The organism is Shewanella sp. SM55, from assembly GCF_025654025.1.
GTDB classification, from domain to species: Bacteria; Pseudomonadota; Gammaproteobacteria; order Enterobacterales; family Shewanellaceae; genus Shewanella; species Shewanella oncorhynchi.
This window is the reverse complement of record NZ_JAKKRS010000004.1, coordinates 124337-150406: the sequence shown is the minus strand read 5'-3', so window position 1 is coordinate 150406 and position 26070 is coordinate 124337. Positions and strand designations below refer to the sequence as shown.

Below are 26070 nucleotides of genomic sequence, written 5' to 3'. Positions count from 1 at the left end.
TGAATCGTCCTTGAATATGCACTCGTTTGAACTCTGTTCACGAGTGCTTTTTTATGCCTTTGTTATTTGGTGACTAATGCTGTGGTGACAGCCGTTACCACAATCATAATGGGATTATTCACTGTGTTGGGGCTCTGGCGTTGCTAAGTGTTGGCGTGTCAGGGCGATCAGTTGGTTTGGGTATTGGCGATAATCCAAATAGGGCGTGAGTACACAATGCTGTCCTGGCGAAGATGGCAGCTTAAGTGCGGTTATGGATTTATTTTGGGCAGTTAAATGCTGCGCACCGGAATCGTTCACGGACATGGTGAGCCCTAAAGCATTTGCAGCTACTTGCCCCGCAATGAGATGAATCTTAGAATTTGCCATCAGCTCTATAGCGCCTATGCAGAGCAGTTCATTTTGCTTAAGTAACACTTGGTCACGATAGCTGCGCCAATCTTCTCCAACCGCGCTGACTTTTGCCATAATAGTGAAGATCTTACGCCAATGATTGCCATTGAGAGCTATAAGAGTCGCGACAGCATCTGGCTGAGTGTAATGCCAGCTCTCAGGTACCAGCGGCGCAGTAGGAAGATAGTAGGCGAAGCTAGCGTGTGGATTACCGATTATCATCGAGAGTGTATAAGTTTCGTTGGCATAAGACTATTTTCGATCCTAACCCGATTAAGGCCTATGCAGTTAATAAAATTGCGAGATGAGTAAATTGGGGTGACTAAATTGAAGTGACTAAATTGGAGTGATTAAATTGTACTGTTTAAGTGGTTTTTATCGCGGTAAAACGTTTGAAGGATGTTTTTATCTACCCGTATAATCTAGTTGCACATTTTATCTTCATATAGGAACAGCGATGAAGGCTATCATCATAGGTTCGACAAAACACCTATTTTTAGCTGCAGTGTATGCGAGTATTGGCATAGTGGTGGCGTTACTCGCGACAGGGATCTATTTTCTTAATGCGCGCCCTGAGCTGTCACTTTGGCATACGGTTGAGCTAAAAAATGAGTTCCATTACAATACCAAACTTGCCAATTTTAATGAGTACTTAGCGCTAGAAGACCGCTTATTCGCCGAAGTTGAGCGCAAAGTTGTACAGAAGATTCCTGCCTCTGAACTATCTCCCGTGAACCGCTATGTCAAAAATAGCTTATCCGATCCTGCTCACTGGCCACAAAATTGGAATCGCAGTTATGAATGGCCTGTGGCTAATGCCGAATTTGGAGTATTACTGCTCCACGGTATGTCGGATTCGCCTTATGCTCTATCCAATGTGGCAGTACACTTTAAAGGTAAAGCCCATGTGCTCGGTTTAAGATTGCCAGGACATGGCACGATTCCAAGTGGATTGACTGAGCTTTATTGGCAAGATCTGGCCACAGCAGTGAATTTAGCCACAGCGCATATGCGGCAAACTCTGAAAGATAAACCGTTATTTGTGGTGGCTTTTTCGACGGGTGCTGCCGTCGCGCTGAACCATGAGTTAGAACGTATAAGCCATGATAAAGCCCCTGATTATGATGGAATGATTTTTATCTCTCCCGCGATAGGGCTAGCGCCATCTGCGGCGGCTGCACGCTGGCAGAGTTGGATAGGACGATTGTTGGAGCTGGATAAACTGCAATGGAACAGTATTCAAGTTGAGTACGATCCCTTTAAATACACCTCTTTTGCGGTTAATGCGGGCGATGTAGTTTATCAATTAGCCCTGCGTAACCAAGGTTTATTGGCAGGATTAACGCCGAAGCAACGGGCGCAAGTTCCGTCGATACTCACCTTTCAGTCGGTAGTGGATGCAACCGTTTCAACCGCGGCGGTGGTGAATAATCTGTATCAAACATTGCCAGAAAAAGGTCATGAGCTAGTGCTGTTTGATATGAACCGACTCGATGTGAATGCCAAGATGGTATCCAATGATCCGCTTGCGGGCTTATTGGCGAACATTAATAACCCTGAGTTACATTATCGCGGCACTGTGGTGGAAAATATCAGTAATGAAACCACGCAGGTTCAGGCGCGCAGCTTTGGTTTAGATGCGCTGGGTAACGTGGTCACAGAAGGCAAGGAACAAGCGCGTGCATTAGATTTGTATTGGCCAGCAGGTGTGTATTCTTTATCCCATGTTGCGCTCCCCTTTGGTGTGGATGATGGCCTCTATGGCGCTGTTATTCAGCCTGATTTACATCGGATCCAAATTGGTGCCTCAGCTTCGCGGGGGGAGCGCGGCTTGTATAGTGTGTCAGCATCTGAAATGTTACGACAGAAATGGAATCCCTTTTTCCCATATCTACTCGAGCGCATGGATGAGTACCGACTCGCCCATATGCACTCGCATTGAATGATGATTTAGTAAACGGGTGTCATTATGTCTGTTCTGCAGCTAAATCCTGTTTGAGTATGGACGTAATCAGTATCGATCAATCATTATCGACGAAAATTGTGTCATTCAGAACATAAACTAAGCAGTTGATCAAAGAGATGTAATGAAGCCCTTGCGCAGTTGCGAGGCAATTGCTACAGTTCTGGCTCGCTTAAGATAAACCCCATAAACAGTATCTTAGGTGATAAGTAATTGAGCAAAAGCCGTAAAGATTATTGCTAAACTATATTTAGCTAAGTCAGCACAGGTATGCAATATACTTAAAAATTCGGTATGTAGCGCAGCCCGGTAGCGCACTGTCATGGGGTGTCAGGGGTCGGAGGTTCGAATCCTCTCATACCGACCAAATTCCTCTTTTTATAAGAGTTAAAAAGCCTGCAAACTTAATCGTTTGCAGGCTTTTTTATTTTTATGCGATTTTTAAGTTCTATTTAAGCATGCCAAAAGACTTCGTTATATGCATGGTAAAGTGTCCTAGCTTGAATCATGAAAAAACATAACAAATATGGGCAGGCTGCGCGTAGCTGCGACTTTATCCCAGTGTTGAATCACCCCGAGGTTTGATTGATTGGGGGGGTAATGGATAAGTTGTATCGTTAAATAGAAATTTGCTGAAAGCTTTGGGTAGTGCTTTGAAGATTCAGGAGTGGCATTTATTGGGAGCAAAAAAATTAGTTGGACACACTTTTTGTTCCCATCTTATGGTTGAATAAACTGCATTAAAAAACCAAAATACCATGCCAACAAAGACGCCCAAGTATAACCCCAAACTGCCATCAATAAAGCAGCGGAAACCAGCCTTGGGTGAAAAGCGCTGGCGATAACTGGTGCAGAAGCCGCACCACCAATATTACACTGACTCGCGATCGCGAAGTACATGATAGGTAATCGAAAAAATACAGTAAAAATAAATAAGATAATAATGTGTATAGAGAACCAAATAAGAGCGATACAAACGTAATAGGGCGCGGCGCTCAATGCGCTAATATCAAAGTTCAACCCCATCAACATTATCATGATATAGATAAAAAAAAGAGCTGCCTGCTGAGTTTTCTTGACTAACACATGTCTTGCATTTGTTAATGAAAATAATAATCCTAAAAAAGTTGCAATTAATACTGACCAAAAAAATTCAGAAGTAAGATTGTATTTAAATAAGTGTGGGAAACTATTAGCGATTCTTGTTGCAAGGAAGGATGATAATTTTTCACTAAAGAGAATTACAATGAAAAAAGTCAAGCTCAATATCAGGATCCAATAATAGCTTGTTTGTTTTCCTATCACTTTACGTTTGATGTCAGTGCAAAATATCGGTCTATAGCTTTTATCAGCTTTCAGGAAATCATCGATTTTATCTTGGCGTTCTGCAATGAAAAGTAATATAACCATCCATATACCGGAAAAAAGAATATTAATAGCCATCATTACCGCAAATACGGCATCACCGACACTGTGGATTTCTTTTACAGCCAATTGATTGGCGGTTCCGCCAAGCCAGTTTGCCATCAGTGTTGACATGCCTTTCCAAGCAGCATCATCTCCCTGCCAGACGAGTTCATTCGGAAAAAATATAGAGCCTAACCATAGGCTTAATGGACCACCAATACAGATGCTCACAGCACCTAGCACGTACATGCCGAGAAGTTTTTTTCCCACTAAACTGAGAGCAAAGAAATCGGTACCTAAAATCAACAAAAATAAACAACCGGGCATTAAGTGTGTTTTTGCCATTTCGCTAAGTTGACTATTACTTGCATCAATAATATTTAGCGAGCTAAAGATGGCTGGTAAGGTGTAGCACATTAGCATCAGTGGAAAAATACGATAAAATTGCTTAAAAAGTGTAATAGAGGATGTGTGTGTATAAAATAAAGTACATAGTAAAAAGACTAAAAAAAATCCTATTCCAAGATCTGATGATATCAATTTAATTCACCTAGTAAGAATAGCTGGTATACATTATTATATTTTACAGTAGCTTACTAAAGGCTAGGAAACTCATGCTTAATGCAGATAATTCTTCTCCTTCACGCTGAATTGACCAATAAGTTCGTTTATAATCCCATCCATCCACAGATAATAAAATAAGGTCTTTTCTTGCTAATTCAGCGTCAATCGCTAACAGGGGTAATACACTCAAACCTATACCTGTTCCAATTGCCCTTTTAATTGAACCAATGGTTGACATGCAGATTTCATCACGAACGTGAATATTTAAGCTTTTTAATAACTGAATTGCACGAATTCGAGAGAACGATGATTCATGGTCGAATATCCACAATTGTTCACTAAGCCAAGATTTTGTATTTAAACCATTCGCAGCAGGATGAGTTACGCCACTCACAATGCAAAGATTATCTTGTAACCAATGCTCACAAATGAGATTTTTACTCGCGGGTTTAGCATCAATAAAGCCTAAGTCTAGTTCTTTTTCTGAAACCATTTTTTCAATAATTAAACTATTATCAATGACTAGTTTTATTTTTACATCGGGATATTGGTTCTTAAATAATGGAATTTTTTTAGATAATACATAGTTACCAGCAGTCTTACTGCTCCCAATGGTTAACGTCCCCTTAATGCCATGCTCAGGGAATGAAAATATATTTTCTAACTCTTTTCCCTTGGATAGCATTTCATTAGCATAAGGTAATATTATTTCTCCATGCGCATTTACAACCAAACCTCCCGCCACTCGCTCAAATAATCTGCAGCCTAAAGACCCTTCTAATTCTTTAAGTGCCATACTTACAGCAGGCGTTGACATATGAAGCACTTTTGCCGCTTTTGAGATCTGCCTCTCAGAATGTATGGCTTTAAAGATCATCAATTGTCTTAATGTTATCCGCATCAAATGCTCCGCGAGGGGAAAATCAATTATACTAGCAGTATAATAGTTTAAAACGATAAATAATTAACATGATAAATATCTGATTTTTATAAAGCGGCTATTTAGCCGCTTTATCTATAGAGGTTAAAATAGATATCTTGTAGATACAAAAATGAGAGTATCATCAAACTCAGTATGTCCTTTGGCGTCAGTATAATCACCATCAAAATAGGAAATACCTACTCCAAAAGTCAAATCCTTTTGAGCCTTAAAATCAACGCCTACTGAATATTGACTTGCATCACTCTCTCTTAGTGTTTTTAGATCTGCTCCGGCATTTTTTGTCACTTTACCCAGCCCAGCATCATCTTTTAAATATTGAAATTTTATATCATATTTATTAATAGGAACAACCATACTTAACAGGTAGGAGTTACCTTTAATATTATCATAAATACTTGACTCAGAGCGCTGGTACATAGCCCCCAATTTTACGGATGAAATAGCAACACCACCCACCAGTCTTGTTGCCTCTAACTGGTTCAATCCATCAGCATAGGCTATTGAAATATAGTGACTATTCTTTTTAAATGCAGCATCGCCTAGGGAAAAACTAATTGCATAATTGTTTTGTTTATCAGAAAGTTCTGGATTTTTTTGATTAAAATCCTTTTCAAAAACATAACTAATACCCATAGTAACACCTGCGACCTTAGCGCTATTTAATGTTACCGAATCGCCTAATCTATCGTTACCTGCAATGATCATATTCATATCGCTTGAGGTAATATTAAATAAATCCACTTTACCTTCAGCACTTTTAAAAACGGTATCATTTCTTCCGAAAACAGCTGAACCATAGTTAGTTTTAAAACCTAAGTATGAGTTTCTCGGTTTGAAAATATTAGAATCATCGTTATCAAAGCTTTCTATCCCTGCTTCAAATTTATATAACAAGCTAAAATTATCATATACACTATACTCACCTTTAACGCCTAAATATGATGCATAATTTTCAAGGGAAAATCCATCAACTTTTTCGTTACCAGAAAGACCATTACTTGAGTTGGCCACACCAAGCCACAGTCTTCCATAAAAATCTAGTGGCTCAGATAAAGCTGGAGTTGAACAAATTAAAATTAAACTAAAACCAATATATTTAGTGTTTTTCATCGACATCACCTTTTTAGAATGTAAAAGCAATGCCATATTAGAGATTTAAGCAAACACATCTCCGCTTTAGATCACATCTAATCAACAAAAATATCGAGTTAAGCATAACTTAAAGTGTGTTAAGTTATATTTAATAATTTCAATTTATTGCTCAATGTCACTATTTAAAAAAATTAAGAAACTATCATCACGCCAAATCTTACCAAAATAAAAACTGGAGAATTGCATGAGGATAAAATACTTGAGTATTATTGTCTGTTCGATTTTAACGGCGTCATCATGGGCTGCTGATAATAAAAATGATTTAGCATCATTCCATAAAGATGTTAATGGTTGTAAAACCTGCCATACAGCACCCAATAAAGTGAGCGATAGCGAGACATTTGAAAATAAACAATGTAAATCCTGCCATGGTGATTATGGAAAACTAGCAAATCCCAAACTAGAAATTGACCCACATTCTTCACACTTAGGTGATATTAATTGTACGTCTTGTCATAAAGGACATGAACAACCAAAGTTATATTGTAATGAATGTCATTCATTTAAAGGGCTCGACATGCCTTTTAATAAAGCCAAATCTAAAGAACCGTGGGACAAAGGTTGGGATAATGAAGCAATAAATAAAGCGATAGCTGCAGGTCCTAAAGAAACAACGGATGTGATTGTTGTTGGAGCCGGTAGTGCTGGATTTAATGCTGCGATTGCAGCTAAAAAGGCTGGGGCTAACGTTATATTGCTTGATAAAGCACCATTTAGTGGTGGTAACTCTATGCTCGCCGCTGGCGGGTATAATGCTGTGGGTACAGTTCAGCAAAAAGATCATAAAGTCGATGATAAAATCGAATGGTATGTCGAAGATACAATGAAAGGCGGTCGATATGCTAACGACCCTAAATTGGTACAAATATTAGCGGAGCAATCGGCTGATGGCATTAAATGGTTAGAATCTTTGGGCGCCAATATGGATGATTTAAAACGCTCTGGCGGCGCTAGAGTCGATAGAACACATCGTCCATCTGGTGGTTTAAGTGTTGGTCCACATATTATTGATGTACTAAGAAAAGCATCGGATAAAGAAGGGGTTGATACAAGACTCAACTCCAAAGTTGTTAAATTGGTTGTTGATGATGAACAAAAAATTGTGGGTGTTGTCATCCACGGTAAACACTCTGGTCACTATATGGTTGCAGCTAAGTCGGTTGTTTTAGCCACAGGTGGTTATGGGTTTAACAAAGAAATGATTGCTTTTTATCGCCCTACATTTAAAGGCATGACAAGTTCAAATAATATCACTTCAACTGGGGATGGTATTGAACTTGCTAAAGCAGTCGGTGCAAGTATGACTGATATTGATTGGATCCAGACACATCCAACAGTCGGAAAAGATAGCCGTATATTAATTTCAGAAACGGTTCGAGGTGTCGGAGCCATAATGGTTAATAAAGAAGGCGATCGCTTTATCAATGAATTAACAACTCGAGATAAAGCCTCCGATGCCATTCTAAAACAGCCTGAACAATATGCTTGGCTAGTATTTGATAATGAATTATATAAAAAAGCTAAAATGGTTCAGGGGTATGATCATTTAGAAATGCTTGAAAAGGCCAATACTGTTGCAGAGCTTGCAAAAATAACAGGAATGACTCCAAGTGTTTTAGACAAAACTATCACAAACTACAACCATTATTTCAAACAGGGTAAAGATGAGGCATTTAACCGTGAGCAGATGCCGCTATCAATAGAAAAATCTCCTTATTATGCCGTAAAAGTTGCTCCTGGCATCCATCATACTATGGGGGGAGTTGCCATTGACACTAAAGCTGAAGTACTCGATATACAAAGCCAACCGCTTAAAGGTTTATTTGCGGCGGGAGAGGTGACTGGTGGTGTTCATGGGTATAATCGACTGGGGGGGAATGCTGTCGCTGATACTGTGATTTTCGGTAAAATCGCAGGGACAAATGCTGCTAAACATGCTCTAAATACAAAGTAACGCTAAATCAGTGAGAGACTCGTTATTGTCTCTCACAACATCTCAAGTTTTATTCATCGTAAATATAAGGAATAAAATTATTGCTTGAGTTAAAGTACTCCCCTGCTATTTTTTGAGAGGCTAATGTAGCCTCTCTTTTTTTATTTTTCGGCAGAATTAGATATCAGGGATTTTGCTAACTCTTCGATCGTTTTCATCTTCTTTATATCGCGTGGTATATGGGTTAAAAGTACTCACTTTTCCATAAAGCTAATCGTTCCCTGTGGGCGAGTTCGGCATTACATTACTATTTGATTGGAGTGTTCACAGACTTGATTAAGTGCCTCATAAGCTGAAACTATTGTGATTACTGAACCTATATTTCCAGCTTTTTAAATGATGACAGATATATTGACTAGCGCTAGCGCTAGTGCTCTGTTGGCTCGTGTCACGAAACTCCTACAGAGCATTAGCGAGGCGTCAGCTCATTTCCTGAGGCTGTTTGGCTGTATTATGCCGCGCAAGCCAGGCACTCAAGCGCTCTTGTGTGCCGATGACAAAGACAAAAAACGCCGGTACGAAGAATATTGCCAGCAAGGTACCACTGAGCATGCCACCGAATACGCCAGTACCGATTGCATGCTGAGTTTCGGCGCTGGCGCCGCTCGCAAGCATTAAGGGTACCACTCCGAGAGTAAATGCCAGTGACGTCATCAGAATTGGCCGTAGACGCAGGCGTGCTGCGGTCACTGCAGCATCTATCAGCGTATGGCCCTCGGCGTGCAGTTGGCGGGCGAACTCGACGATGAGGATAGCGTTTTTGCCGATAGGCCGAGGTGGTGGCTAGGGTGCAGGCGGTATTGCGACGCGATCGCACTAACACGCCTATAAATACCCAAATGTTGCGCGTCGGCCCGTTCCAAATCGACTTAGACAGTCACGAGGCTAGCGTAATCTGTAACGGTCAGCAGCAGGCACTGGATCTGACTTTGACCGAGTTCAAAATGCGCGCCAGCATGCAGAACCTGGCACTTTGACTGTACGATTTTACCGCTCGGGGGCAAGCTATTATCTTTGCGTCGAAGATGAAGGCCCTGGTATCCCTGATGAGGCAGCAAGCTACGTATTCGAAGCATTTCGCCGAGTTGATCCGTCTCGCTCTCGAAAAAGTGGTGGCAGTGGACTCGGTCTCGCAGTGGTTAAGACAATTGCTGAAGCTCACGGCGGCCACGTGGTTTGCCAGCCATCGGGTCGTGGAGGAACAATATTCGTTCTTTCTTGGCCTGTTAAGGCAAGTTAAGGCCCCCCCTTAACTATGTCCTGATACTGGAATTATCTATATGAACGGTGACGTGCTTAGTGATTCCTGCACGTACGGTCACTAAGTCAGAGCACATTGCTGAATCGGGAAAATGCAGGGATTGTAGGTATTCCCTAGATCCAACTGGTTGTTATCCGATATTGATTACAACTAATGGGATGTTATTTTGTTTGAATACGCTCAATTTGTTGTACTTGTAGCCTTGATATCGCATTTGCGTGTAACTGTACATAAATTGTTGAGGTAATTAAAACGTGCAAAATTACATGATTTATGTTTAAATTTAGCAGGTTATGATTAAACGGTTCACTGTTATAGATTGTCAGGGGGCGGAGGTTCGAATCTTCTCATACCGATCAAATTAGATGCTTAATTGTTAGTTTGTTTTAATCATTAAAATAACCAGCAGTTAAGTTAAACAAAACCCCGTGTTAGCATTGCTATACGGGTTTTGTTTTTTATACGTTTTCGCTGCCGATATGACTAACGCTGCTTGCGACTAAGGTTCAAGTTCGAGTGATTAGGCTGGCTTTGGCACAGCAAAAGGCAAAAATTTTCAAGGCGAAATCGTCAATTTCACAAATTATATGCATCCGCCATTTAGCATTTAAGACATTATTGAGTAGGACATTTACCTATGCGCGCGTTTGTTTTACGAGCAAGATCAGCACCTACTGACAGTCAGTTGTTTTTGGCTTCTGTCGGCCAAGAGGCGCATACCGAGATTTTAGCTCATACCCTGATGAACACTATCTTTGTGGCTCAGTCCCATCGAAACGATGTTGTCGTTTATTTGGTGCTAGAAAGTACCCATGATTTTTCCCGCACTATCTGCTTCGATACTCGAAATATTTGCCATATTGGTGGTTTTCACGAGCAAGCTTTGCTCACTAAAATTGCCAAAGCCTTAGATATTTCTCGGGGCATGACGAAGGAGCAAACCCGTGTTGTTGACGAGGGCATCAGTGTCAGTACCACCAGTTTTGAAAAGCTGGTACAGGACCTCGCGGTGGATTATCAATTGTTTATGATGGATAAGAAGGGTACATCAATCCGTGAGCAAGAATTTGTGGGTAATCCGTGCTTTTTACTGACCGATCATATTCCTATGCCGAAGAAAAGTTTTAATACCTTGAAACGACTCGGTGCGCAAAAGATCAGCTTAGGGCCAAAGATGCTGTTTGCTTCTCAGTGCGTGGTATTGATCCATAATGAATTGGATATCAATCAATAGCCTCTGAGTCTTATGTATCCGTTGCTAACGCTGACTATTCCTGTGTGGCAACGTGTGTGTCGAGCCCTATTTTTTAATGGGGGTTTTATATTTTCCCCTTTAAAAATGTAATCGCTTTTTGGGCTCTGCGTGACAAGGGCCATTCCGCGCGGTGGATAAGCCAAATGGTGTCTACAACTTGGCTGCCACATTCCACAACATAGATATCTTCTTGTCGTTCAAAGGCTTTGCGGGCGTATTGCGGGATAACCGTAAATCCTAGCCCTTTTGCTACAGGTTCGAGAATGAGGCTGATTTGGTTGGTAAATCCCTTGCAGGGGATCTCTTGAATGCCGGGGTGAGTTGGATATTTACGGCTAAGCAGCCGAGTCGCCATAGCCTCACCATCGGGATGGGAGATAAACCCTAGCCGTTGTAAATCAGTCCATTCATGTTGTTTATGGCTCGCCGGTACCACAAGTTCAAGTGGCTCTTCGGTAAAATGTGTGCTGTGAATACGAGGATCGGAAGGTTTTAAGGTGACCATGCCGATTTCATGTTCATTGGCCAACACTGAGGCCACTATCTCACTGTCAGGTGCAAAACGGTGGCGAATGCTTAACGCCGGAAAGGCTTGTTGTAATTCGATTAATAGCGGAAAGAGCGTTAAACCAATGCTACCTGGAGTGATAAGGCTAATATCACCGACATTGGCGTCATCATGGATCAGTTTTTGCTGTAAGCGCTTTTGCGCACATTCAACTTCTTTGACGTAGGTCAGCAGGTTTTCCCCAATGGGAGTGATTTCAAGCTGGCGGGTGCGTCGTAAAAACAGTGTGCCGTAGGTTTCTTCTAAGCGACTGATATGCTGACTCACGGCCGCTTGGGTGATACCTATGGCTTCGGCGGTGCGGGTGAAATTCCCTTTCTCGACTAGCACGCTAAAGGTGTGTAACCACTGTGGATTTATCATAAGTAAAATTTATCAAATCTATAATCTGTATGTGCTTTTAATTATGGCACGATAAGACTAGTCTGTCGTCATTCAGTATTCAAATACCTTTTGATCTTAATAGACACAGGAAACACCATGGCCGATCTATTTTCATCCTTTAAACTTAAAGACATTACTCTCAAAAATCGTATTGCCGTTGCGCCCATGTGCCAATATCAAGCCACTGATGGACTTATCAACGACTGGCATCAGGTGCATTACACTAGCCTTGCCCGTGGCGGTGCCGGTCTTGTTGTGGTTGAAGCCACTGCAGTTTCTCCTGAAGGACGTATTACCCCCAAATGCCTTGGGTTATGGAATGACGAACAAGCACAAGGCTTAGCAAAAGTGGCTAGTGCGATTAAAAATGCGGGTGCTGTTGCAGGCATTCAGATTGGTCATGCAGGCCGTAAAGCGAGTGCCAATATCCCGTGGGAAGGGGATGACCATATTGCCGATGATGATGCGCGAGGTTGGCAACCGATTGCACCATCAGCCGTCGCCTTTGGGGCAAATTTACCTAAAGTGCCTACCGCTATGACAATTGAAGATATTGAGCGGGTTAAAGCCGACTTTGTGGCGGCGGCAAAGCGTGCTTTAGCGGCAGGATTTGAATGGTTAGAACTGCATTTCGCCCACGGTTATTTAGCCCAAAGCTTCTTTTCAACCTATGCTAATCAACGCACCGACCAATACGGTGGCAGTGCGGAAGGACGCGGACGCTTTTTGTTAGAAACCATTGCCGCGGTAAGAGACGTTTGGCCATCGCATTTACCCTTAACGGCGCGATTTGGTGTGATTGAATTCGACCATAAAGATGAAGAAACACTGACGGAATCGATAGCCTTGGTGAAGCAATTTAAGCAAGCGGGGCTCGATATGCTGAACGTCAGCATTTGCTTCTCGACCCCAACGGCAAATATTCCATGGAGTCCTGCATTTTTGGCGCCTATTGCAGCGCGGGTTCGTCAAGAAGTGGGGTTCCCCGTTGCGACTTCTTGGGGTATGGATGATCCACATCAAGCCAATGCGGCCATTGAAGATGAACAAATGGATTTAGTGATGATAGGTAAAGCGTTTTTAGCGAATCCACATTGGCCATATCAAGCGGCGCAAACCTTGAAAATTGCGCGCCCATCTTGGGTATTACCCGCTTCTTACGCCCATTGGTTAGCACGCTACTCTACGGTTAAAGCCGATTGATTGTAGCGTGACTTGAGTTGATTTAAGCCTAAGCCTTAAAAAGCCGTTATCTAGAGATAGCGGCTTTTGGCTTTAGTGGCTGGTAAGGTCCATCATTAGAGACTAGCTACAAGAGACTAGCTTCAAGATAATGGCCACGCAGCCCCCACGCAGTTAAATCCAAGCTTCGTGCATTTCGTATTCATCCAGTCGCCAGGGAATAAAAAAGCCCCAATCCTGTAGGAATGGGGCTTTCTTAACTAAGATGATGAAGTTCAGTGGTTATAGAAACGTCGACCTTCACGCATCACTTCAATCAATTCAGGCGCGCTCATTTTTTTATTGAGCCTATGTTCATAGTTTTCATCGTAAATACGATATTTACCGTGGCGGTCAATCACTGTCACTTCTGCTTCTTGATAGATAGCAAAAATACGGCTATCACCTATATAGATCCACGTTTCTTTGTCAGGTTGTAATAGGCTGCGGCCAGCGCTGTAATCTGTCGTGTTATTGGTGCAACCTAGCACGTGGGTCATTAAAGTCGGCGCAATGCCGTAATGGCTGGTGCGGTATTTGACCTTAGAAGCGCCCGTATTCGGCCAGTGGATCACTAATGGCACTTTGACACTCTGTGGTGACAGGTTGCGATTAGCTTCATCACTATTGCTGGTGAACATTTTGCCATTGACCCCAGTGATAATCACTAAGGTGTCGTTGGACACATTGGCCAGCATCGCCTTGAGTTGTTGATCGACAAAATACAGAGATTGGCGATATTGATTAAACAGTACTTTTTGCGCTGGCATAAGGTCGGTATTGGCTTTCACTGTTTCGATACCCAGAAAACCCACGGGAGTATCAAAATTTTCTGGCGCTTTTAAGTTAACGAGCGCAAACCAAGGTTTATGTTGAATGCTGTGCCACTCGTTAAAACTGGCCACTGTGTGCAAATCGGCATCGGCACTGCCATTGGTTTCTTTGGCTATGACAGGATTAAAGTCATTAAACATCGCCTGTGATGAACGCAAATTGAGATTGGTTTCAGGGAGGAAAAGCCCCAATTCATAGCCTGCTTGTTGAAAACTTCTGGTCAGTAAAGGACTGGTGCTATTAAAAATTCGCGCATCGCCATAACTGCCTTGCAGGCCATAGAGTAGCGAAAACATGCCTGTTCTAAATTGGTTGCCGCCGCTGAAATGCTGGGTAAAAGATTGATTATTTTCAGTGTATTGTTGTAGGAATGGCATGCTTTTACCATCGACCATATCCGCCCGCAAACTGTCGATGGTAATCATCAACACGTTGATTTTCGTGTCGGCCTGGCAGGTGAGTGGCTGCTCTGGATAGCTGAGTACACTGGTGTTGTGATTGACGTCATCGCCTTGGTATGAACCATCGATACCGTGACTTTCCATAAAGGAGCGAGCAGTCGCGGGATAAGATAAAGGATAAGTATCGTCGAAACGGGTAATTTCTGTGATATCGGCGGCATCGGCCCAAATGTGGATCAAGTGGCTGCTGATAAAACAGATACACACTAAGGTGATAACTTTATTGCCTAAATTGAGTTTTTGGATTTTCTCTATGCGTTTCCACAAAAAGTTCGCCATGGTCAGTTCAATGGCGATGATGGCCAGCGGGGTGACGATATAAGAAGTACCACGGAGCAGGGCATTGAGATCCGCCCAAGCTAAATCGAAGGCGAAGGGGCTCAAGTGCATGCCGTAATCGGCGTAAACAATGGTATCGTACAATAAGATACAAAGACTTAGGGTCGCGATCACCGCCGCGACACCTCTTAATATCTTTGAATAGGGCAATATCAAGGTTAGTGGAAATAGGCAGATCAAATAGGCGATAAAGGCGAGAAAGCTAAACTGACCAATAGTGCTGACGCTCAGATAAAACCAGCCATACCAAGTTTCTGGATAACCCACGCTGCCAAGGTATCGGCTTCCGACTATCATGGCTAATAAGCCATTGAAGAAGGCGAACCAATGCCCCCAGTTGATGAGCCGGGAAACCCGATCGCGGCTCATTTGCTTTTTTCGCTCGACCATAGTGATCCGCTTATTCCTAAAAGGCCTTGTATCTTATATTCTTTTGATGATTATTACCCAGTTAACTTACTGGGATTTAACCGATTGTGCGAGTGCTTTTGCAAATTGTTCGGCCACGGCTTGGCGCGATTCGCTGGGCACTTTACGTTCTAGCAGGTTAGTCACGCAGTTACCCAATGCCATCAGGCTCAGGTCAGTCGGTGCTTTATGCTTTTCTAACACAGCCAATATTTCGGCGATTAATGATTCAACTTGGGTGTTTGAGTATTTCGATTGGATTGCCATAATCAAAAAATGTTTCACTTTGGAATGGATTAGCGGCATATAATAGCGGATTTATCCCAGTATCACTATCAGGGCTTATGAGTATTAACATCGAACACGCAATTATTCACGAGATTTCTCAGGACAGTCAGGGGCAATTACGCTGCCGTTTGCGTCCTCAACCTCTGCTGAACGGTCAGGCGGTCGAGGTGATGCTCGACGAGTTGCATCAGACATATACGGGAAAGGCCGGTAAAGGTTTTGGCTATTTTGGTATCCATGGTGACGACGGTGAGGCGAACCCCGCCTTTGCCAATGCGCTAACTCAATACCGTGGCGGTGATTTAGGGTTTGTGGAGTTTTCCGGTCAAGCCAGTAAATTACTGCAAGAAGAATTGTCAAAGTACGACTTCAGTCAAGGCGGTTTCCTGTTGATGTCTTGCTATACCAGCATCACCAGCGATTATTTGTTTGTGGCTTTATTAAGTGCGAAGTCGTCAATGACAGTATTAGACGATATGGAACTGTCGCAAAATAACCATTTGGATTTAAATAACATCCAACTCGCGGCGCGTATCGATTTAACTGAGTGGCAAGCCGATAAGGATTCTCGCAAGTACATCTCCTTTATCCGTGGCCGTGCGGGACGTAAAGTCGCCGACTTTTTCCTCGACTTTATGGGCTGCGTAGAAGGCGTCAACACTAAGGCGCAAAACAAAACCTTAATGAATGCGGTTGAAGATTTTGTTGCCAGTAGTGAGTTGACGAAAGACGAGCGTCAGCAGTGCCGTAATAAAGTGTTTGAATACTGTAGTGAGCGTTTCGATGAAGGCGCTGACATTGAGATCAAAGACTTGGCCGATGAGTTAGCCGATCAAGGTATGGACTCCTTCTATGATTTTGCCCGTGGCGGCAGTTATGATCTCGATGAAGAGTTTCCGGCCGATAAATCGACCCTGCGCCAATTGAAGAAGTTTTCTGGTACAGGTGGCGGCGTAACGTTAAGTTTTGATGGCGGCCACTTAGGTCAACGGGTGATTTACGATCCCATCTCGGACACGATTTTAATCAAAGGTGTGCCAGCAAACTTAAAAGATCAGCTTGATCGTCGTCTTAAAGGCGAATAGCACTTAATTCATCCATCGTTTTTTAAGCGAACGAATAACCAAAGGCCGAGAGTTTTACTCTCGGCCTTTTTGCAGTGCTAAGTCGCGCTGACTTAGTGTCTATGCTAAGTGAGTACAGCTAAGTGAGTACTTCTTAGTCAGTGACTCGTTGCCTATGTTAGTTATTGGAACTAAATGGCACAGGACGTGGCGTATCTTTATTCGATGGTGGCAAAATAGGTAGCGTGATTTGCGGCTGTTCGCCCGTTAAGGACTCAAGGAAGGCGACCATTTCTTTCACTTCTTGGTCAGAGAGTTTTTGCCCTAATTGAATGTCTGCCATGGTATTCACCGCTTCTTCCAAGGTCCAGACGCTGCCATCATGGAAGTAGGGGTAGGTGAGTTCAATATTGCGTAGTGTCGGCACTTTAAACACATATTTATCAGCTTCTTTACCAGTGACGCCCTTACGACCTTCTGCTGGGTTATTGGTGTGGAACGGTTTGATGAGTCCCATTTTCATATACATGGTTCCACCGACAGCGGGGCCGTTATGGCAACTCACGCAACCTTTATCCTTGAAGAGTTGGTAACCCGCTTTGGCATTTGTGCTGATGGCATCTTGCTTGCCCAGAAGATATTGATCGAAGGGGCTATTAGGGGTTACTAAGGTTTTTTCAAAGGTGGCAATCGCATCGGTTAAACGGTCAATTGTGACTTTTTCATCGCCATAGACCTTGGCGAAGTGCGCTCGGTAGGCGGGCATAGAGGCGATAGTTTCAGTTGCGAGTTCATGGGTAAAGCCCATCTCTTTCGGGTTGGCGATAGGGCCCGCAGCTTGTTCTTTCAAATCACTGGCACGACCATCCCAAAATTGAGCCAGCATAAAGTCGGCATTAAGCACTGTGGGCGAGTTAATTGGGCCTTCCTGCCAATGATGACCAATGGACGTTGGCAGAGCATCGACACCACCAGTGGATAAATTATGGCAAGAGTTACAAGAGATAAAACCAGATTTAGACAGTCTGGGTTCGAAGAACAGCATTTTACCTAATTCAACTTTTTCAGGCTCAGTGATCTTGGCTGCTGTAATGACTTCGATGGGTTCTGCACTGATAGCATGGGTACTGGCTAACATACCTGCGATGAAAATGGCGATAGATGTAAGTTTGGTCATCTTATTTCTCCCTGTATAACCTTGGTTTTTGTATGGTTTAACAGGGATGCTAGCGGTTAATAATGCTGAGTGATAATGCTTTGTTTCGATTGGGTCTATCGCTGTTGCGGATTAAGCTTTTGCGATCTAATTCGCTGTTTTTACGTTGTTATTTTGCTAGGTTGAGTGGTATTTCTATTAAGGTTTTATCTGTTAATCGACAAGGTCGATGCATTGTTGCTTTCTGCCTATCGGTACCTGATGGTTGCAATGAGTCTAATTGCTGGATTTTAGAAAACCTGATACAAACATCTGATACAAAATATTAGGCCGAGTGGATTCATTTGTCGCGACAATAGACGGAATTGATTAGAATCTCCATTCATGTTGAGTTAACTCGTGTTGAGTGCCTCAAGTTAGCATGCTCGGCCATCGCCAAGCGGTGCTATAAAATTACATAGGCGGACTGTTTTTCTGCCGAGGAGCGTTAATGCAATTGTTTGTCAAAGATTTAACTGTGATCGATTTTTCCTATTTGTGCCCAAAGCGCGGCATGGTGGGGGAGAGTTGGATTGTTGATGTTCTGCTAGAGGGCGGATTAGACGAGCAAAACATGGTGCTCGATTTTGCTAAAGTCAAACGCACGATCAAGCAAACCATAGATGCGGTGGCCGATCATCGTTTATTAGTGCCTACGGCCTGCAGCAGTGTGCGATGGCAACAGCAGGGCGATAGAGTATGGATGGATTTTGATAGTCAGTTAGGTGAAATTCATTTGGCCTGTCCTTCCCAAGCCTTTGCCTTAGTGCCGACCGAAGAGATTGATATTCCCAGTGTGAATGCCTTTTTACAGAAAGCGTTGCGCGAAGCTTTACCTAAGAATGTCGAAGGGATCACGCTCACCTTGAGACACGAAATCCTCGATACGCCTTATTACCATTACAGCCATGGTTTACGTAAACACGATGGTAATTGTCAGCGTATCGCCCATGGGCATCGTAGTCCTATTCATGTTTATGAAAATGGCAGCCCAGCACCAAAGTGGGATGAGTATTGGGCCAAACGTTGGCATGATATTTATTTAGGCAGTGAAGAGGACTTGGTTTCAGTTAAGACTCTTAATCTTTCGCCGCAAACGCGGATAACCGATGACAGCCACTATGGTTTTCATTACCAAGCCCCCCAAGGGGATTTCCAATTGGCAATGCCAAAGGAATGCTGTGATTTAATTCCCCACGACACGACGGTTGAGTTGTTAGCCGATTATATTGCCACGACATTAGTCGCTAAAGTGCCAGGAAATCAGTTTAAAGTGGTGGCGTTTGAAGGTGTTGGCAAGGGCGCGATCGTCGTTAAGGGATAGGCACTACGAGCTGATATAAGTGAATGGACTTAAACTATTCACCTTTTAATCACGGATTTAATAGGCCTCGGTAGATTATCGGGGCTTTTTTGTGTGTTTTGAGCATAGGCTGAACTGAGATTACGACAGGGATGTGGGTTTGCAGAATCGATTTTTATGGTGCGTTAGGTTAACGTGGCATTGATTGAATTCGGCTGCGTTTTGTGTCGCGATGAATGTATTTAGTGGGTCTTGATCCCTATTGCCCATCGATAAGGATTTTTTGAAGATGTTGGAAACTAGGATATTGGAAACTAAGATGCTGGAAAATAATAAGATGTTGAGAAATAAAGTATCGCAATTTTTATCTCACGGTGGAGCCCCCCTAAGTTCAAATCCAGTGCGCTGCTTATCGGCATTATTCACTTTGGGCCTAGTGCTCATTGCGCCTCAGGTACAAGCTGAGGTGAGTTTACAGGGTAAGTTAGAGCAAGGCGCATTAATGCGGGGTCAAGCGCCTGCGGGCACTCAGATTAGCTTAAATGGTGAAGCTATCAAGGTCACGCCTGACGGTCATTTTGCCTTTGGTTTTGATCGCGACGGTGAATTGAGCCAGCAGCTAACCTTGGTTTATCCCGATGGTTTGACTGAGGTTAAGCCTTTAACCTTAACCAAGCGAGAGTACGATATTCAAAGTGTAAAGGGCATTAGCTCGAAGATTATGAAGCCCGATCCTGTCGCGCAGGAAAGAGCGGCGAAAGACACGGCGCAGGTGAAAGCGGCGCGGGCAACATTTAGTGAGCAAACTGCATTTTTACAGGCGTTTATTTGGCCTTTGACGGGGCGTATTTCAGGGGTTTACGGTAGCCAGCGTATCTATAACGATGTACCCGGTAATCCACACTTTGGGGTGGATGTGGCGGCGAAAACTGGCACTATAGTGGTCGCCCCCGCCGATGGTGTTATTAGTCTTTCTGTGCCTGACATGTTTTATTCGGGCGGGACTATGGTGATCGACCATGGTTATGGCGTGAGTTCGAGTTTTTTGCACTTGAGTAAGCTGTACGTCAACGCGGGTGAAGCGGTTAAGCAAGGACAAGCTGTTGCAGAGGTGGGCGCAACAGGCCGTGCAAATGGTCCACACTTAGATTGGCGAGTGAACTGGTATCAAATGCGTCTCGACCCTACAACCATAGTGCCGCCAATGGCAACAGTGCTGGCGAATGAAAAAGCCAACAAAGCGGCCAAAAAGGGCTAGGTTCGATATCCAGTTCTGGCTCACTTAAATGGCGCAATGATGCGCCATTTAATGGTGATCCTTATCGTGAACACTTAGTGAGTTGGTTTCTTTCTAGGCTAACTTCAAATGTCCGCTTGCCAATAATCATTTTTAACCGAGTCGTCTAAAAAGATTACTTCAACAGTGGATGATCAGCAGGCAGTTGGCGGGTGATCCATAAAATCAGTTTGTGTTTCATGTTTGGCCCATCTTCTTTATCTTTGGCCAGTGGCTGGATTAAGTTGTCGGTGACCAATAAACGGTAAATGCATTCCACTTTGTCTTTGGGTGAGATGCCTTTGTCAAAGTCTGCATATCCGCGTTTTTTGGCATAGCCCACGCCGATTTCCATGGCGAACTTCAATATTTGTGCTTCGTTCTTGTGTGGCTTCATTGGCGATCCTCTGTTTGCACATAGCATCCATCTACTGGACACGATAATTTGTGCCTGATGGCATCTGCGAGTTATATGTCCTAAGTTACGCTAAATATGCTGTTTTTTAGATTTAATTTTGGCGATTTTTGACAAAACCACCAAAAAACTAACCTAAAAATAACGAGAATATTGAATCTGATTAAATTGTCATCAACTCAGATGTTAACTCAGGTACTGTCGTAGGTTTTAGCTAAGGCAAGTGCAGATGAAAATCTAAGCTCAGTTTTATCTGCTTGAGTTTAAGCCTGACTTAACATTCAGATACTTGTTCGCTCGCGATGACCACTTTTATGCCATGGGGATGCACTTTAATGCACACATTGCCGCGTTTAAAGGCGATAGTTGGATTGGCTAAACGTTCTTTATCGCCTTTGGGCGAGCTCATCTTGACCTTAATCTCAGCAAGGGATGGCAAGTCTGGTAATCTTGACTGCTCTGATTCAACTGTCTGCTCAGATTGCGGCAATGAACTCAGTCCTAGGTTGAGTAAAGGGCGGAGTGTTGGACATAAGACCAGTAAATCTTGGCTCAAGGTATCGCAATCTTTGGCTTTAGAATCAATAACTAATTCTATGTGCTCCCAGCCTTCCTGTGGATAAACTTTATCACTAGGATAGGGAAGCTCGACGCAGGCAATGCTAAATTGACCGAGTGTGAGTGGCGTGTCTAGCTCGATGATCAGAATCGTACGGCCATTGATGATGTTGTCTGAAATGATTTTACCTATGCGGCTAAAGGCGTCGCGCATGGCATCGGCACTGGCGATGGAATTGACGCGCAGCGCGACATGGTCGCAAACCAGTGCTTTATCTGCTAAGTCTAAGGTTTCAAGCAAGGCTAAAATCTGTGCTTCGAAGGCTGGCCAGCCTTGGATTAATTGCTCATAGCTGAGGTTTGTACTGTGCGACGCAACAGGCTTGTTGAATTTAGGCATAAATACTCCAAGGCATTTCTATTGGCGTTAGTTTTATCCCTTAAGTAAATGACTGAGACTATTACAACTAACATCATGCTTTAAAAGGTTAAATAAAAACGCCCATTAAGCTGGGCGTGTTTGATATCGTTCAATGATCTATTTAGCATTTTGCCATCTGGATATTGGCTAAGATTAAGGCCAAATCTCAATCGGCGTTCCTTCATCGACCACTTTCCACACTTCATCCATTTCGGCGTTGGTAATCGCGATACAGCCGTCAGTCCAGTTGTATTGCTGGGCTTGTTCTGGCGGCAGTGACGACTTAGGGTTTTGGCCGTGGATCATGATCATGCCTCCGGGTCTAATGCCTAAGGCTTTGGCTCTGAGTTTATCCTCTTCATTAGGATAGGAAATATGGATTGATTTATAATAAGCACTATCTGGCTTTTTATAATCTAGGGTATAACGCCCCTGTGGTGTGCGTTGATCGCCTTCCTTTAATTTGTGTCCAGCGGGTAGGTCACCCATGGCGATGCGATATTGTTTGAGCACTTTGCCATCGCGTAATAAAGCCATACTGGATTCGGATTTAGTGATCACCACCAGATCCACTTTACCCATGCCAGAGGCATGTAATTCGGGTGAAACGAGAGCCGCGATAGTCACAGTGAGAGATGTCAATGTGGAAAGTAGGGTGGCGCGCATGGAGTCCTCGAAAATAAACACAGGTTGTTGGCTTTTTTTCGGCATCATACCGCAATTTTATCCTACTGTGAGTAGATAATTTTGAGCTAGGTGCAATTGCATGGCAGACTCGTGGCATATTTATGCTGTAATCCCTGTGTTAGTCAGTTTGTTGCAAGGAAGTAAAAGCTTTTATGTCTGAGAATATCGAATCCGAAAGTCCGTTAAAACGTCAATTACGTACCATTATTTTTGGCACTGATACTCCCGCTGGCCGCTATTTTGATATCGCCCTCATGGTGTGTATTGTGTTGAGTGTCGGCTTAGTGTTCCTCGACACAGTAGAGATATTCCATCGCGAATACGGCCAGCTTATTTCTGTGTTGGAATGGGTATTTACCATTATTTTTACGATTGAATATGGCCTACGTTTGTACTGCGCGACTCATCCTGTGTTATATGCTCGCAGCTTTTATGGTTTAGTGGATTTGTTATCGGTATTGCCAAGTTATCTAGCGTTGCTGATCCCTGGTGCTAACTTTACCTTAGTTATCCGGATACTTAGGCTGTTTAGGATTTTCCGTGTACTCAAATTACTGCGTTATTTGAGTGAAGGAAATGTTCTACTTAGGGCGATGATGCAGTCGAGTCGTAAGGTTTTTTTGTTTTTCTTCTCGGTCAGTTTGATCGTTATGGTACTGAGTTCAGCAATGTATGTGGTTGAAGGGCCTGATAATGGTTTCAGTTCAATCCCTAAATCTGTGTACTGGACAATTGTGACTATTACTACAGTCGGTTACGGCGACATTACCCCGAAAACCGGATTAGGTCAGGCGATTGCGGCTTTTACTATGCTGATTGGTTACTCGATTATCGCAATCCCAACGGGGATTTTAACCGCCGAGATATCCCAAGAAGTAGGGCGTCATCGAGATTTACGCTCGTGTAATCAATGCCATAAGACAGGTCATGATATTGATGCCATGTATTGTAGTCGTTGTGGATGTGAGTTAGATAGTCTAGATGTGCCCGTTGATAAAGGCGTTTCATGATGACTTCGGCGAACACTTTTTATTTTTTGTAGGTAAAAGACACGTATGACGCAAGCCAAGTTTGTTGAAGGCCCCATATTACGCCATATCCTAGTGATGAGTTCGACCGCAGCGGTAGGGATTTCTGCCTTATTTGTCGTGGATTTACTGGATATCTTTTTCCTGAGTTTATTGGGGGAGCATGAGCTTGCTGCTGCTGTAGGTTATGCGGGCAGTATCTCCTTTTTCACTACGTCCATTGGGATAGGCTTATCAATTGCTTTAGGCGCTTTAGTGTCTCGCTCGATTGGCGCAAAAGAGGTGGTGTTGGCAAAGCGCTTATTACTCAATAGCGCGGTTGTGACGACACTGATCAGTGTGCTGGTGGCGGCAGTGGTCACCATCTTCATTCCTGAGCTAGTTGCCTTAGTAGGCGCGAGTGGTCATACGGCAGAGCTTGCTGCGAGCTATTTGTATATTCTCGTGCCTTCCTTGCCTTTTATCTGTCTTGCGATGGCGCTCGGCGGAGCTTTGCGCGCCGTGGGTGATGCAAAGTTATCTATGATGTCGACCTTAGCGGGGGGCGGCGTTAATGCTGTACTCGATCCGATTTTTATCTTCATGTTCGCCATGGGGATTGAAGGCGCTGCATTGGCATCCGTTTTAGCGAGGGTGGCGGTATTTGTGATTGCCGCTCGCGGTGTGGTGGTTAAGCATAAGTTGTTAGGCCATTTCGATAAGGCACATTTTGTCGCCGATCTTAAGCCCATCTTTGCCATTGCAGGCCCTGCGATGTTAACCAATGTGGCAACTCCCATCGGAAATGCCTTTGTGACCCGAGCGATCGCCGATTTCGGTGACGCTTATGTGGCAGGCTGGGCAGTATTAGGGCGTTTAATCCCTGTGGCTTTTGGGATGATCTTTGCACTGTCCGGCGCGATTGGACCTATTGTTGGGCAAAACTTTGGCGCAGGTCAGTTTGACCGAGTACGTGAGAGTTTAACGCGAGCGATTCAGTTTTGTACTGTGTATGTGCTGGTAATGTCTTTGCTGCTGTTTATGCTTAAGTCACATTTGGTCAGTGTGTTCGATATGAAGGGCGACAGCGCTGATCTTATTCACTTTTTCTGCAGTTATATTGCGGTATTCTTTATCTTTTCGGGGATTTTATTTGTGGCGAATGCGTCCTTTAATAACCTTGGCAAGGCCAAATATTCCACGCTATTTAACGTAGGTAAAGCCACTTTAGGCACTGTGCCCTTTGTGTATTTTGGTGCACTTTGGGGCGGTGTTTACGGTGTATTGATTGGGCAAATTTTAGGATCTATTTTGTTTGGTACATTAGGTGTGTGGGTTGCCTATCGTTTAGTGGATAAAGTGGCGGCGCAGGCACAGTTTTCAGCCGCGCCTAATCTTGATGCTGCGAATGCTATCCCCCGCAATGTCGTACTGAGTGAGGAAGAGGAAATCGCTAATTGTGTTGCACAGAACTTACCGAGTGCGACCAATCCGCTTTCATCCTCTTGCGTGCAGATGGCGCAATTAACGGAGGAGCAAGAGAATGAGCCCGTATTGCCTTATTTAGACGAGGGTAAAAAGCCTAATTGACGTTATGTGGCTTAGCTGTGCCGTGTAGAAGCTGTGGGCAAGAACGCAGATAAAAATGAGCTCTTAATAATGAGGAGCAGTCAGAAAGCTGCTAATGATAGGTATGCTGAAAAACAAAATGCCACAAGATTGCTTGTGGCATTTTGTTTGAAACGGCGTTTGCACTTCATTTAGTTAAGCTAACAATGCCAAAATACGCCGCTAAAAAACTATTCTGCTGAGCTTCTTATTCTTCGGTACTGCTTATTCTTCAATACTTGGCGTGTCTTGTTGGCCTTCGACTTGTTCAGTCGCGGCTTCTGATGCCGCCATTTTTGCGCGATCAGCCTTAGAGATGTAACCTGATTTTGCAGGTGAGCCGATAGTCACTGGGTCGACTTTATTCAGTCTGGCCTTAGCGCGTTTAGCTATTTTCTTGATGATCTTTTGTTTCTTGTTCATGACGTCTCTAATTTCGTTTCGCACCCGCTACGCGCAGGAATATGAGGCCAAGGGCTCAATTGAGGCGGGATTCTAACTCAATCTGAGCGAACTGACCATGTTTTGCTGAATTTTGTCGAAAACAACGGCCACTCTTTGGGAACTAGTTTTGCTAAATGGCGTTAGCATAACAATTTGACTTAAACGGCGCTGTTAGTATTTCACACGACAAATGCTGCAAATTCTGCGGTATAGGCTGTCAGTGTGGATCAAAAGCCATTATATTGCCTAGCATTATGAGTTTGAAAAATTGACTCTACTGTTATTTTATTGCTCATATTCTGAGCCGAGGAAGATGTGTGTTATTAACTAAAATCACTTTTTTTGAGCGCTTTGAGCACGATATATTAAGTGGCACTAAAACCATTACATTGCGTGATGAAACGGAATCCCATATGATTGTAGGTCAAACACTTCCCGTTTCAACCTTCGAAACCGACCGCTGGTTTTGTGATATCCATATTATTGATGTCGTGCCAGTGACCTTAACTGAGCTCTCAGACATTCATGCTAAGCAAGAGAATATGACGTTGCCGCAGCTACGTGATGTGATTGCAGAAATTTATCCCGGTCTTGAGCAATTGTTTATGATCCAGTTTAGGGTTTTACCGCAGTAAAAGTATAGAGCGTAATTTTGTAA

The 26070-nt window shown here is 43.4% G+C and carries 23 protein-coding genes, 1 tRNA gene and 1 pseudogene; 12 read left to right on the top strand and 13 right to left on the bottom strand.

The features are described from left to right. Window positions 1-114: 114 nt before the first annotated feature. Window positions 115-615 (bottom strand): DUF6942 family protein, encoded by a 501-nt coding sequence (locus L5L91_RS07790; RefSeq protein ID WP_263162982.1) that lies wholly within the window; start codon window positions 613-615, stop codon window positions 115-117. A 235-nt stretch (window positions 616-850) separates the two neighbouring features. Between L5L91_RS07790 and L5L91_RS07785 the strand changes: the two genes are divergently transcribed. Together L5L91_RS07785 and L5L91_RS07780 are read left to right on the top strand one after the other, a co-directional pair. Then, window positions 851-2335 (top strand): alpha/beta hydrolase, encoded by a 1485-nt coding sequence (locus tag L5L91_RS07785; protein WP_263162980.1) that lies wholly within the window; start codon window positions 851-853, stop codon window positions 2333-2335. Window positions 2336-2646: 311 nt separating this feature from the next. Beyond that, window positions 2647-2723: transfer RNA gene (locus tag L5L91_RS07780), tRNA-Pro, on the top strand. Between the two features lie 353 nt (window positions 2724-3076). On the opposite strand, the gene L5L91_RS07775 is transcribed toward L5L91_RS07780, so the two are convergent. The 3 genes from L5L91_RS07775 to L5L91_RS07765 all read right to left on the bottom strand — a co-directional run bounded on the left by L5L91_RS07775 (window position 3077) and on the right by L5L91_RS07765 (window position 6380). Beyond that, the gene (locus L5L91_RS07775) at window positions 3077-4303 is read right to left on the bottom strand and encodes a DUF819 domain-containing protein (protein ID WP_263236045.1); all 1227 of its coding nucleotides are present in this window, start codon (window positions 4301-4303) and stop codon (window positions 3077-3079) included. Window positions 4304-4346: 43 nt separating this feature from the next. Continuing rightward, window positions 4347-5228 carry a LysR family transcriptional regulator gene (locus L5L91_RS07770; protein ID WP_263236043.1) on the bottom strand — a complete coding sequence of 294 codons (882 nt, stop codon included), beginning with the start codon at window positions 5226-5228 and terminating at the stop codon, window positions 4347-4349. Between the two features lie 123 nt (window positions 5229-5351). Beyond that, window positions 5352-6380: a porin gene (locus L5L91_RS07765; RefSeq protein WP_263162834.1), complete on the bottom strand. Its 1029-nt coding sequence runs from the start codon at window positions 6378-6380 to the stop codon at window positions 5352-5354. A 226-nt stretch (window positions 6381-6606) separates the two neighbouring features. On the opposite strand from L5L91_RS07765, the gene L5L91_RS07760 reads away from it, so the two are divergent. Next, window positions 6607-8376, top strand: a complete 1770-nt coding sequence (locus L5L91_RS07760) for a flavocytochrome c (protein ID WP_173244433.1) — start codon at window positions 6607-6609, stop codon at window positions 8374-8376. Between the two features lie 459 nt (window positions 8377-8835). On the opposite strand, the pseudogene L5L91_RS07755 reads toward L5L91_RS07760, so the two are convergent. Continuing rightward, a pseudogene (locus L5L91_RS07755) lies at window positions 8836-9177 on the bottom strand (efflux RND transporter permease subunit); the annotation flags it as partial. A 211-nt stretch (window positions 9178-9388) separates the two neighbouring features. Here L5L91_RS07755 and L5L91_RS07750 point away from each other — a divergent pair. Further along, window positions 9389-9655, top strand: a complete 267-nt coding sequence (locus tag L5L91_RS07750; RefSeq protein ID WP_263236042.1) for an ATP-binding protein — start codon at window positions 9389-9391, stop codon at window positions 9653-9655. A gap of 658 nt (window positions 9656-10313) precedes the next feature. Next, window positions 10314-10910, top strand: coding sequence for a tRNA (pseudouridine(54)-N(1))-methyltransferase TrmY (trmY, locus tag L5L91_RS07745; protein ID WP_263162830.1), 597 nt, complete (start codon window positions 10314-10316; stop codon window positions 10908-10910). Between the two features lie 85 nt (window positions 10911-10995). On the opposite strand, the gene L5L91_RS07740 is transcribed toward trmY, so the two are convergent. Then, entirely contained in the window at window positions 10996-11862 is an 867-nt protein-coding gene (locus L5L91_RS07740) for a LysR family transcriptional regulator (RefSeq protein ID WP_219235218.1), read from the bottom strand. 117 nt (window positions 11863-11979) lie between these two features. Between L5L91_RS07740 and L5L91_RS07735 the strand changes: the two genes are divergently transcribed. After that, window positions 11980-13086 carry an NADH:flavin oxidoreductase/NADH oxidase gene (locus tag L5L91_RS07735; protein WP_263148935.1) on the top strand — a complete coding sequence of 369 codons (1107 nt, stop codon included), beginning with the start codon at window positions 11980-11982 and terminating at the stop codon, window positions 13084-13086. A 254-nt stretch (window positions 13087-13340) separates the two neighbouring features. Here the strand turns inward: L5L91_RS07735 and L5L91_RS07730 are convergent, their stop codons facing one another. Together L5L91_RS07730 and L5L91_RS07725 are read right to left on the bottom strand one after the other, a co-directional pair. Continuing rightward, window positions 13341-15128, bottom strand: coding sequence for a DUF3413 domain-containing protein (locus tag L5L91_RS07730; protein WP_028759685.1), 1788 nt, complete (start codon window positions 15126-15128; stop codon window positions 13341-13343). Between the two features lie 66 nt (window positions 15129-15194). Next, a complete protein-coding gene (locus tag L5L91_RS07725; protein WP_011847036.1) occupies window positions 15195-15413 on the bottom strand; it encodes a YejL family protein in 219 nt (72 codons plus the stop codon). Between the two features lie 77 nt (window positions 15414-15490). Between L5L91_RS07725 and yejK the strand changes: the two genes are divergently transcribed. Beyond that, window positions 15491-16519: a nucleoid-associated protein YejK gene (gene yejK, locus L5L91_RS07720; protein WP_006081997.1), complete on the top strand. Its 1029-nt coding sequence runs from the start codon at window positions 15491-15493 to the stop codon at window positions 16517-16519. 157 nt (window positions 16520-16676) lie between these two features. On the opposite strand, the gene L5L91_RS07715 is transcribed toward yejK, so the two are convergent. Continuing rightward, window positions 16677-17675: a cytochrome-c peroxidase gene (locus L5L91_RS07715; protein ID WP_263236040.1), complete on the bottom strand. Its 999-nt coding sequence runs from the start codon at window positions 17673-17675 to the stop codon at window positions 16677-16679. 469 nt (window positions 17676-18144) lie between these two features. On the opposite strand from L5L91_RS07715, the gene L5L91_RS07710 reads away from it, so the two are divergent. Both L5L91_RS07710 and L5L91_RS07705 read left to right on the top strand, forming a co-directional pair. Next, window positions 18145-19017, top strand: a complete 873-nt coding sequence (locus L5L91_RS07710) for a 6-carboxytetrahydropterin synthase (protein ID WP_263236038.1) — start codon at window positions 18145-18147, stop codon at window positions 19015-19017. 298 nt (window positions 19018-19315) lie between these two features. Further along, the gene (locus L5L91_RS07705) at window positions 19316-20254 is read left to right on the top strand and encodes a M23 family metallopeptidase (RefSeq protein ID WP_411568910.1); all 939 of its coding nucleotides are present in this window, start codon (window positions 19316-19318) and stop codon (window positions 20252-20254) included. Between the two features lie 154 nt (window positions 20255-20408). Here L5L91_RS07705 and L5L91_RS07700 read toward each other — a convergent pair whose 3' ends face one another. The 3 genes from L5L91_RS07700 to L5L91_RS07690 all read right to left on the bottom strand — a co-directional run bounded on the left by L5L91_RS07700 (window position 20409) and on the right by L5L91_RS07690 (window position 22332). Next, window positions 20409-20669, bottom strand: coding sequence for a DUF5062 family protein (locus tag L5L91_RS07700; protein WP_006081993.1), 261 nt, complete (start codon window positions 20667-20669; stop codon window positions 20409-20411). A gap of 292 nt (window positions 20670-20961) precedes the next feature. Further along, on the bottom strand, window positions 20962-21645 hold the full coding sequence (locus tag L5L91_RS07695) for a VOC family protein (protein ID WP_263138492.1): 684 nt from the start codon (window positions 21643-21645) through the stop codon (window positions 20962-20964). A 174-nt stretch (window positions 21646-21819) separates the two neighbouring features. Beyond that, window positions 21820-22332: a murein L,D-transpeptidase family protein gene (locus tag L5L91_RS07690; protein ID WP_028759690.1), complete on the bottom strand. Its 513-nt coding sequence runs from the start codon at window positions 22330-22332 to the stop codon at window positions 21820-21822. Between the two features lie 173 nt (window positions 22333-22505). On the opposite strand from L5L91_RS07690, the gene L5L91_RS07685 reads away from it, so the two are divergent. Both L5L91_RS07685 and L5L91_RS07680 read left to right on the top strand, forming a co-directional pair. Then, complete coding sequence (locus L5L91_RS07685) at window positions 22506-23363, top strand: ion transporter (RefSeq protein WP_263138493.1); 858 nt, start codon at window positions 22506-22508, stop codon at window positions 23361-23363. Between the two features lie 45 nt (window positions 23364-23408). Beyond that, complete coding sequence (locus L5L91_RS07680; RefSeq protein ID WP_198572334.1) at window positions 23409-24950, top strand: MATE family efflux transporter; 1542 nt, start codon at window positions 23409-23411, stop codon at window positions 24948-24950. A 243-nt stretch (window positions 24951-25193) separates the two neighbouring features. Here the strand turns inward: L5L91_RS07680 and L5L91_RS07675 are convergent, their stop codons facing one another. Then, window positions 25194-25391, bottom strand: coding sequence for a DUF2986 domain-containing protein (locus L5L91_RS07675; protein ID WP_028759693.1), 198 nt, complete (start codon window positions 25389-25391; stop codon window positions 25194-25196). 338 nt (window positions 25392-25729) lie between these two features. Here L5L91_RS07675 and yqfB point away from each other — a divergent pair, with 338 nt between their 5' ends. After that, complete coding sequence (yqfB, locus tag L5L91_RS07670; RefSeq protein ID WP_263236036.1) at window positions 25730-26047, top strand: N(4)-acetylcytidine aminohydrolase; 318 nt, start codon at window positions 25730-25732, stop codon at window positions 26045-26047. Window positions 26048-26070 lie beyond the last annotated feature (23 nt).